Raw genomic sequence first — 1,609 nt, forward strand, 5'->3', positions numbered from 1 at the left:
AATTCTGTTGAAAAACTCGGTCGATCCTTGGAGTTGGCCTATCACTTGCACGCCCTCAGTCATTGACGGAGGTGCGCATCATGATGGGTCAAGCAGGCAATCAGGACCAGCTGTTCTATTCTTTCAACCTCGATGAACACGTTCCTCGCGACCATCTGTTGCGCGGCATTGATCGGTTCCTGGACCTTGGCGATTTGCGGCAGCACCTCGCACCCTTTTACAGTCACACAGGGCGTCCATCGATTGATCCTGTCTTGATGGTTCGCATGCTTGTTGTCGGGTATTGCTTTGGCATCCGGTCTGAACGCCGGCTATGCGATGAGGTTCACTTGAACTTGGCGTACCGTTGGTTCTGTCGCCTGGGCCTCGAAGACAAGGTGCCGGACCACTCCACCTTCTCGAAGAACCGCCATGGTCGCTTTCGTCAAAGTGAAGCATTTCGATATGTCTTTGAAACTGTCTTGCGCCGCTGCATGAGTGAAGGCTTGGTTCGAGGCGAAGGCTTCGCCATCGATGCCAGCGTGATCAAAGCCGATGCCAATCGAGCTCGCGGTGTGCCCGGTGCAGAGGTCGTTGACTGGCGCAAGGAAGAGGCGTCAAGTCGAGCGGTCCGTGAATACCTTGATGCCCTTGACGCGCAGAACCCAGGTCATGACCACGCTGGCGAAGAGCAGCCGCCATCAACACCACCCAAGAATGTCTCTCTGACAGATCCTGCGTCACGCTGGACCGCAGCATCTGGCGGGCCCGCGTTCTATGCGTACTCCACCAACTACCTGATTGACCTGCATGCAGGTGTGATCATGGATGTAGAGGCCACGCCCGCACACCGATCGCAAGAGGTCGATGCCACCAAGACCATGGTGAATCGGGTAGAAGCCAGGTTCTGCATCAAGCCCCAACGCCTGGTTGGCGATACGGCTTACGGTACAGCACCCATGCTTGGATGGATGGTCCAGCAGAAAGGGATAGAGCCGCATGTGCCGGTCTGGGACAAGACCGAACGTAAGGACGACACCTTGTCCAGCAGTGACTTTGACTGGAACGAACAGGCCAACGAATACCGCTGCCCACAAGGCCATGCGCTACGCAGCGAGTGGCGCCAGTTCACGAACCCACGTTCACGCATCACCAAGGCCGACACCGTGATCTATCGGGCGAGTCAACACGACTGCAAGCAGTGCCCATCGAAAGACAGATGCTGTCCGAACACGCCCGTGCGCAAGATTGCACGAAGCGTACATGAGGCGGCACGGGACGTTGCTCGTGCCATATCAGCGACGCCGGCGTATGTGCAATCAAGGAGTGATCGAAAGAAGGTCGAGATGCTGTTCGCGCACCTCAAGCGGATCTTGAAGCTCGACCGATTGAGGTTGCGTGGTCTTACCGGCGCGCAAGACGAGTTCCTATTGGCTGCAACGGCGCAAAACCTGCGGCGCATGGCCAAGCGGTTGACCCCAAGTGGAAAACAAGAAGTGGCGATGGCGCAGTGAAGGGGCTCGCCAGGGCGCCGTGCCTCGCTGAGGCTACTTACAAAGGCCCAAGATCGCTCACCCGGTCAAAGAACCTAGCGTGCAGCGTGCGTCGAACCGAGTTTTTCAACAGAATT

General features: G+C 57.1%; 1 protein-coding gene. It reads left to right on the plus strand.

Annotated elements, in window-relative coordinates; genetic code table 11:
* Window positions 1–80: 80 nt before the first annotated feature.
* Window positions 81–1,493, plus strand: coding sequence for an IS1182 family transposase (locus EIP75_RS23720; protein WP_125245660.1), 1,413 nt, complete (start codon window positions 81–83; stop codon window positions 1,491–1,493).
* Window positions 1,494–1,609 lie beyond the last annotated feature (116 nt).

Source organism: Aquabacterium soli (assembly GCF_003933735.1).
In the GTDB taxonomy this organism is placed as follows: Bacteria; Pseudomonadota; Gammaproteobacteria; order Burkholderiales; family Burkholderiaceae_C; genus Aquabacterium; species Aquabacterium soli.

Excerpts from the sequence above, each read along its gene's own strand:
- EIP75_RS23720 (WP_125245660.1), top strand. The coding sequence starts at position 81 with ATGATGGGTCAAGCAGGCAATCAGGACCAGCTGTTCTATTCTTTCAAC.